Annotated in this window: 4 protein-coding genes; all 4 read right to left on the bottom strand. The window is 76.6% G+C overall.

Annotated elements, in window-relative coordinates; genetic code table 11:
- Positions 1–802 (bottom strand): DUF5682 family protein (locus ACFWJ4_RS00355; RefSeq protein WP_380537839.1); only part of this gene is annotated, 802 nt, incomplete at its 3' end.
- A gap of 4 nt (positions 803–806) precedes the next feature.
- Positions 807–1,973 (bottom strand): AAA family ATPase, encoded by a 1,167-nt coding sequence (locus ACFWJ4_RS00350; protein ID WP_380537837.1) that lies wholly within the window; start codon positions 1,971–1,973, stop codon positions 807–809.
- The gene (locus tag ACFWJ4_RS00345) at positions 1,970–7,057 is read right to left on the bottom strand and encodes a hypothetical protein (RefSeq protein ID WP_380537835.1); all 5,088 of its coding nucleotides are present in this window, start codon (positions 7,055–7,057) and stop codon (positions 1,970–1,972) included. The genes ACFWJ4_RS00350 and ACFWJ4_RS00345 overlap by 4 nt, the downstream gene beginning before the upstream one ends.
- Positions 7,054–7,911: a DUF4132 domain-containing protein gene (locus ACFWJ4_RS00340; RefSeq protein ID WP_380537833.1), complete on the bottom strand. Its 858-nt coding sequence runs from the start codon at positions 7,909–7,911 to the stop codon at positions 7,054–7,056. Before ACFWJ4_RS00340 ends, ACFWJ4_RS00345 begins: the two co-directional genes overlap by 4 nt.
- Between the last annotated feature and the right edge of the window lie 137 nt (positions 7,912–8,048).

Raw genomic sequence — 8,048 nt, 5'->3', positions numbered from 1 at the left:
GGTCAACACCGTGCAGCTCCCGCCGGGGGCCCCCGCCGCCGGCCCGGACGCCCCCCCCCCCCCGGGGGGCACCACCCCCCACCCGGCGCGACGGCGGGGCCGGCCGGCGGCCCCCCCCCCCGGCCGGGCGGGGCCGGGCGCCCGGGCCGCCCCCGGGGCCGCTCTCGGCGTCCCGGCGCAGCGCCCAGCCGACCAGCAGGGCGGCGCGCCGGACGGCCTCCGGGGAGGAGCCCGGGGCGGCCGTCTCGACCAGACGGTCCCACAGGTCCTCGTCGGCGTCCCGGCCGGTGAGGCGGTGGCGCAGCGCGTCGGCGACGCCGGGTGCTCCCGGCCCTCCGCCGGTGCGCCTCGACTCCCCGGCCCGCTCCCCAACTCCCTCCCCGGCCCGCGCGGCGGCGCGGTGGGCGAGCGGGAGGTCGCAGGCGATGGCCTCCACCCCGTTGCGCCGGGCCCAGCGCAGGGCGGCGAGTTCCGGGGAGAAGTCGGCGAACGGGTAGAAGGCGGGCCCGGCCGCCTCCTCGGGCCCGGTCGGGGCCGCCGCGAGGGCGACCGGGGCCAGGGTGGCCTCGTCGGCGAGCCGGCCGAGCCAGGGCTGGAACTCGGCCGGCAGCTCGACCAGGACGGCGTCCGGCCGGGCGGCGTCGAGCAGCGCGGGGACGACCGCGCTGAGGGACGGCGCGTGGTGGCGCACGCCGATCAGGTGGGGCCCGGGGCGGCCGGTGCCGGAGGCGGCCAGCCGGTCGGCCTCGGCCCGGACCGTCCGGTCCGCGTCGTCCGGGCGGGGAATCTCCGCGCTGCTCATCGGATCAGGCCTCCAGTGCCGAGCGGAGGTCCCACAGGGTGCGCCAGGTTGCGGCGCCCTGTTCGGCGCGGCGGCGGACCGGGCCGTCCCAGTAGCCGAGCAGCCGGGCCGCGTCGGCCGGCTCGTCCTTGCGGACCACGCCGAGGAGTTGGCCGGGCAGCCGGCCGAGCAGGTCCCCGCCGTCGGACAGGTAGGCGGCGCTGACGCCGAGCGAGGTGGCGACGGAGACCGCCTCGGCGGTGCTCATCACGGTGGACGGGCGTTCGACGTCCCAGCCCTCGGTGGAGCGGCCGGTGCGCAGGTCGCGGAACGCGGTGACCAGGGCCTCCAGGACGGCGTCGTCCACGGCGTAGGCGGCGCCGGCCCGGGCCACGGCGGCGGTGGACTGGCGGCGGACCAGGTCGACCTCGGCGGCGAGGCTGCCGATCGGGCCGACCGTCTCGAAGTTGAAGCGCCGCTTGAGCGCCGAGGACATCTCGCTGACGCCCTTGTCCCGCAGGTTGGCGGTGCCGATCAGGGTGAAGCCGGCCGCGGCGTGCAGCTGCCCGTCCGGGGTGCCGGCCAGCTCGGGGACGGCGATGCGCCGTTCCGAGAGCAGCGAGACCAGGGCGTCCTGCACCTCGGGCAGGCAGCGGGTGACCTCCTCGACCCGGGCGACCGCGCCGGCGGTCATCGCGGTGAGTACCGGCGAGGGGACGAGGGCCTCGCGGCTGGGCCCCTTGGCGAGCAGCAGGGCGTAGTTCCAGCCGTACTTGAGCTGGTCCTCGGTGGTGCCGGCGGTGCCCTGGACGGTGAGCGCGCTGGTGCCGCAGACGGCGGCGGCGAGCAGTTCGGAGAGCATGGACTTGGCGGTGCCGGGCTCGCCGACGAGCAGCAGGCCGCGCTCCCCGGCGAGGGTGACGACGCAGCGCTCGACGAGGGCGCGCTCGCCGACGAACTTCGGCTCGATGACCAGGCCCTTGCGCCCGGCCTTGAGCTTCTCGCCGCCGCTGCCCATCACGAAGGTGACCACGGCGCGCGGGGTCAGCCGCCAGCCGGGCGGGCGCGGGCCGCTGTCGTGGGCGGCCAGGAACTCCAGTTCGGCGGCGTACTTCTCCTCGGGCGGGACGGTCTGCCGGTCCGCGGCGGCGACGGTGGCGGTCGCGCCGGGGGTGGTCTCGGTGGCGGTCATCGGCGGGCCTTCCTGCGCTTGCTGGTCTGGAGCTCTTCGTAACCGGGGGCGTCGCCGTCGACGGTCCGCTGCCAGGCCCGGGCGAACAGCTCGGGGACGGGCAGGGGGACCAGCGCCGGCCGGTGGGTGGGCAGTTCGTACAGGGCGGCCTTCCAGGTCTCGGCCGGCAGGCCGGGCGACTTGGCCTCCTGCCAGCCGCCGGGCAGGAAGAGGCCGCGGCCGGCCCGGGCCCGCTTGGCCTCCAGCACCAGGCCGGTGGCGGCGAGTTCGGCGCGGGCCTTCTTCAGCCGGGCGGGCTTCCAGCCCGTCCAGCGGGCGGTGTTGCGGTCGGTCGGGTCGGGCAGGGCGAGCAGTTGGAGGTAGAGCGTGGCGGCGTCCTCGCCCAGGTCGTGGGTGCGGGACACCTCGGCGACCAGTTCAGGGGCGGACAGCTGCGGGTTCTGCAGCCAGGCGGGGCCCTCGCCGGGATCCGGGACGGTGGTGGTGGCGGCAGCAGCGGTGGCGACCAGCTGCTCCGGCTCGCCCCGGAGCACGGCTTCGACGGCCGACCGCTCGGTGCGGTACCAGTGGCTGTCGGCGAGCCCCCCGATCAGTTCGAGCAGCGGGTCGTCGGGGCCGGTGAGGGCGGCCGGGCGCAGCCAGATCCGCTCGTACTTCTCGTGGTGGGGCATCAGGACGAGCGCCGGGCCGCAGCGGACCATGCCGTCCGGGTCGGTGCCGCCCTCGGCGGGCAGGCCGAAGTGGGTGCGCAGGACGGCGGCCAGCGGCTTGCCCTTGACGGTGTTGGTCGCGTGGAGGTCGAGCAGCAGCTCCGGGTCGGCCAGGCGCTCGCGCAGCGCGGTGGCGGCGGCGGGCAGCAGCGGGCGCAGCGGGCTGTCGGCGGGCAGGTGGTAGGCGAGCCAGCGCAGTGCGGCGACGGTGGAGGCGAGCGCGCCGACGTCCGGTACGGCGGAGCCGTCCTCGGGGACCAGCCGGGGGCCGGAGCCGTCCTGGCTGACGACCCGGAAGGGGGTGCGGCGGGTCAGCCACGGGGTGCTGGAGAGGTTGAGCACCGCCTCGACGGTGTCGATGGACACGCCCTGGACGGTGGCCAGCGCCTCCTCGGGGAGGGTGACGAGGCGTCCGAAGCGCCGGATCCACTCCTCGGCCCCGGCGGCGAGGTCGGGGCCGTCGGTCCACAGGGTCTCCGGGTCCGCGGGCAGCAGGGCGCCCCAGACGGCGGCGAGGCCGGTGTGGTCGTGTCCGCGCAGCCAGTTCCGGGCGGCCTTGACATCGGCGGCCTTGAGCCCGAGTTCGGCGGGCACGACGATGTCGGTCCAGTACAGCAGGCCGGACGGCGGGCTGAGCAGCAGGGCGGAGCGGGCGGTGCCGATGCCGGTGAGCCCGCTGAAGGCCTCGGCCCTGGCCGCGTCCCAGGGGACGGCGCCGCGCAGCGCGGCTGTGTTCCAGAACTTGGCGACCCAGGCCGCGTCGACCAGTTCCCCGGTGTCGCGCTCCTCGACCGTGGTGAAGTGCGCGACGGGCCCGAACTCCCCGCTCGGGTCGTGGTCGACGGCGAGCCAGTGCACGGTGCCGTCGGTGTACTGCCGCTGGTGGCCGAGGATGACGACGGTGCGCCCGCCGTGCCGCAGCACCTCGCCCTGGCGCTGGGCGACCGGCCGAGTGCTGGTGGCGTTCACGGCCGCCGGGACCTGTTCGGCGAGGACGATCTCGCGCAGGGTGGTGCCACGGTCGGCCAGCGGGCCCTTGGTCAGCTCGCCGAGCAGCAGGACCAGCGAGGAGCGGTGGGCGGGCTCGGTGAACGGCGAGGCCACCGCGTGGGCCAGCGCGTGGACCCGGCCGAGCAGGTGCAGCCAGCCGTGGCTGACGTCGCCGTTGCGCAGGGTGACGGTGGCGGGGCTGCTCCAGCCCTCGCCGTCGGCGGCGGGCGGGGCGGCCAGCACCCCGGTGACGGCACGCAGGTTGTTGAGCACCCACCAGTGCGCGGCGGAGCCCCAGTTGTTGCCGAAGCCACCGATCTCGGGCAGCACGGCGCGCACGGCGTCGCGCAGTTCGTGGTCGCGCCCGTGCTCGGGCTGCCACTCGGTGTTCTGCTTCGTGCTCGGGCGCTCGGCCTCCGGCTGCGGGGCGAACCGGGCGATCCGGTCCAGCAGGTCGGCGGCGAGGCGGGCGAGGCCGGCGACGCCGGCCAGCAGCCGCTGGTCCGCGATGCCGGGCAGGATCGCGCCGACCTCCGGGACGGGCAGGGTGCGCGGGGTGCGTCGGGCGAGCGGGCGGCGCACGCCCTGGACGGTGAGCCAGCACTGCTCGTCCTCGGGGACCGGCTCGGTGTCGGTCGGCCAGGCGGCGTCGATCAGCCGGGCGGCCTGCTCGGAGGTGACGCCGCGCAGCACCGTGGAGCCGGCCTCGTCACGCGGGCGCAGGGCGTGCCAGTGCGGGAACGGCGGAACGAGCGGGGTGCCGGCGGCGGAGAGCTCACCGGCGTGGCAGGGGTGCAGGTCGACGGTGCGGTCGGCATGGCCGGTGAGATCGGGCAGGTTGAGCGAGAAGTGCTCGCCGGAGGTGTGGCTGACCACCGGGGCGGCCGCGCCCGGCAGGGCGAGCCGGCCGACCGGGACGGTGTCCGACCGGTGTCCGGTCAGCGGCAGCACGATGCGCTGCCCGTCGGCCGTGAAGGTGGTGACGGCCTTGTGGGGCTCGACCCTGGCCCAGCTGCCGAGCACGGTGCCGTCGGTGCCGAGCGGGGTCCGCTCCAGGCCGGGCTGCAGCGGCAGCAGCCAGGTGCTCTTCCGGACGAGCCGGCCGGCCTGGGCGGTGGCGGCGATCACCGGCGGTTCGGCGGCGCGGCCCAGGGCGCCGGTGGCCGGGTCGAGTTCACGCAGGACGGCCTCGCCGTCGGAGGCGTGGCGCACCGTCCAGTAGCCGGTGCCGTCGCCGAGGACGGGGTGCTCGTCGGGCATCCGGGTGTCGCCGGCGTGCAGCGGGCGCTCGCCGGTGGTGCGGCCGCCGCCGGGCAGCTGGAGCGAGGGCAGCTCGGGTTCGCGGTCGCCGTAGTAGTAGCCGGCGATGGTCTCGCCCTCCAGCTCGAACCGCTCGTCCGGGCGGCTCGACCAGTAGGCGAGCTGCTTGCCCTCGTGGGACCAGACGACCAGCAGTTCGCCGTCGACCAGGCGCAGCCGGATCCGGTTGCGCTGGTGCAGTTCCTCGGGCAGCCGGAGGGTGTGCTCCAGCACGATGCCCTCCGGGCCGACCACGACGGCCCGGTCCAGGCGGGCGAGGATCAGGTGCGGCCAGGCGTCCTCGACGACCAGGCCGCTCAGGCCCGCGCCGCCCAGGCTGGGGACGGGGTGCTGCGGGGCGTCGGCGGCGGGCGGGTCGGCGATCTTGCCGAGTGCCTCCTCCAGGGCGGGCCAGCCGAGTTCGTCCAGGATGCCGGCCCGGAGGGCGTCGGTGAGCAGCGCGGCGACGTCGAGGGCGGCGACCCGGTCGGCGACGGCCGGCGCGACCGTCCGGACGGCGGTACGGTGCTGGCCGAACGCGCGGACCAGGTCGGCGGCGGCGGCCAGGCCGCGGGCGGCGAACAGCTCCTCGGAGCGCTCCTCGGCCCACTCGGCGAACAGCTCGTTCAGCAGCGGCAGGGCGGACACCTCGCGCTCGGCGGCCGTCTTCCAGGCGGCCGGGGCGGCTCGGCGCAGCAGCGGCCGGTAGCGCTCGTCGGCGCCGACGGCGGCGAGGGTGGGACTGTCGGGGCCGCACTCCGAGACCCAGTCGTGCAGCTCGATGCCGAGGCCGTCCGACGGACCGGCCACCGGCACGCCCGCGGTGAGCAGCAGGTCCAGCAGGTCGATCCTGGTCCGGCTGGCGCGGATGCCGGTGTGGAGGTCCACCGGGACGGCGTCGGCCTTGAGCCGCTCGACCATCCGGCCGGCCAGCGCGAGGGTGTCCGGGCAGGTGGGCCGGCTGCGCCAGCCGCGGCCGTGGTGGTTGCACCAGCGCTGCAGCCAGGCGGCGGCCGGTTCGGCGCCCTCGGGGCGGGGGCCGGTGAGCAGGTCCTCGGCGCCGGTCTCGGCGAGCAGCGCCAGCCAGGCGGTGTCGTGCGCGGCCGGTTCGGAGGAGGACGGGTCGGGCAGCAGTTCCAGCAGGCGGGCGCGGACCGCCGCGTCGCTGCGGCCGAGCTCGACCAGCGCGCCGTGCCAGGACTTCCAGAACGCGGCGGGCGCCCGCGTGACCGCCGGGGAGTCCAGCAGCTCGGCGAGCAGCGCCCGTTCGTGCTCGGCGCGGTCCAGCCCGGCGGCCTTGATCAGCGCGCGGGCGTCCTCGGCGACCCCGGCGTACGGGGCCATGCCGGCCGCGGAGCGCTCGGTGCACAGCTGGCGGAAGCGCTGCCAGGCGGTCAGCGGGTCGAGTCGCTGGGCGAGCTCCTTGACGTACTGGCGCAGGGACTTGACGGTGAGCGCGCCGGCCAGGGCGAACTCCAGGAAGACGGCGCGCAACCGCTCCTCGTCCACCGCCAGGCCGTGGGTGCGCTCGGCCTCGCGGGCCTTGCCGAACCAGGCGGCGGCGTAGGTCCGGTTCTCGTGGCGCAGGAAGATCCGGCCGACCTCCTCGCAGAAGGTGGGCAGGAAGTGCGGGACGGCCCGGCCGAGGCGGACGGACAGCTCGTCGAAGCCGTCCTTGGCGGCGCCGGGCTTGGAGGCGGCCTGACGGGCGAGCCGCTCCAGCTCCTTGACCAGGGCGAGCGCGTGGTGGCCGTTGGCCGGGTCGTGGACCAGGGCCCAGGCGGGGAAGCCGAGCGCCTCCTGGCGGACCTGGCCGACCTCGGCGGGCGCGGCCTCCGGCGCCAGGCCGAGGAAGTCGAGGGCGAGGTCCTCGGCCGGGCCGAGCGCTCCGGGGACGAGCCGGACGATCCGGCGCCCGTCGAGCGCGGGGTGGGTGTAGCCGCGGGCGGTGAGGACGTCGGCGGCGCTGTCGGGGCGGCCGGCCCCGGGCAGGGTGCCGGGCGGGAGCACGGCCCCGGCGTCGAGCAGCTCCTCGGGCGTCGCGGTGGTCGGGTGCGCGGTGGTCGGGTGCGCGGTGGCGGTCATGCGGCTTCCTCCCCCTGGATCGTGCGGCCGGCGTACAGGGCGGCGGCCATCCGCATGCCCTCGGACCAGGCGACCGGTCCGACCTCGGCGAGCGGCAGGGCACGGCCGTCGGGGCCGGCCCAGCTGAGCGCGCCGGTCTCGCACGCGTCGTACTCGTAGTAGTCGCCGACCCAGACCCGGGCCTCGACGGTGCGCCCGCCCTCGGTGACCGGCTGGACGGCGGAGCCGCCGCGGACCCGGCAGCCGAGCCGGGTGCAGCGCCCGACCAGCTCGCGCAGCTCGCGGTAGCGACCGCCGGCGTAGGTGGTGACCTCGGTGTCCGCCGGCAGCTCCGCGGGCCGGTGCCAGACCTCGCGGTAGAGCTGCTGGACACGCTGGGAGACGCCGAGTTCGACGGCGAACTCGCGCAGCTCGTCGAGGTCCTGGAGCAGGACGGGGTGCGGTATCAGCACCTCGCCGTCGGTGAGGCGCACGGTGTCGCCGTCCAGGTCGACCAGGCCGAGGCCGCGCTCGGCGTCGACGCCGCGCAGGAAGCCGGCCACGGAGCCGTCCGTGGTGGTGACCACGAGGTCCTTCAGGACGCCCTGCCAGGCCTCGTCCGGCCACACGGCGGTGAGCACGGCGGCGGGCACCGGCAGCGAGCGGACCATCCAGCGCTCGACGTCCTCCAGGCAGCCGCGCTCGTGCGCGGCCAGCCACTCGGCGAGCTGCTTGAGCTGGATGACCACGCGGTCGTCACCGAGCTTCGACGGCAGGGACTTGAGGTCGCGCCCCGCCGCGTTGCGGCACGCCACCCTGCCCTCCCCGTCGAGCGCGACGCGGTACCCTCCCGCGTCCGTCTCCACCCATGCCACGGCCGTACTCCTCCCACCGGGAAACACTTGTCGATCGCCTGCTGACCAGCGATGCGAGGAACGTAGCGAGGCCCACTGACAACGCGACGGGCGGGGTGAACTCGGGCCGTGACATGCAAAGTTCAAACCACTCGAAC

Origin of the sequence: Kitasatospora sp. NPDC127067 (genome assembly GCF_042724755.1) — a bacterium.
Classification (GTDB): Bacteria; Actinomycetota; Actinomycetes; order Streptomycetales; family Streptomycetaceae; genus Kitasatospora; species Kitasatospora lactacystinica.
Note: the sequence above shows the minus strand (reverse complement) of the source record. Positions and strands in the feature narration are given on the sequence as shown.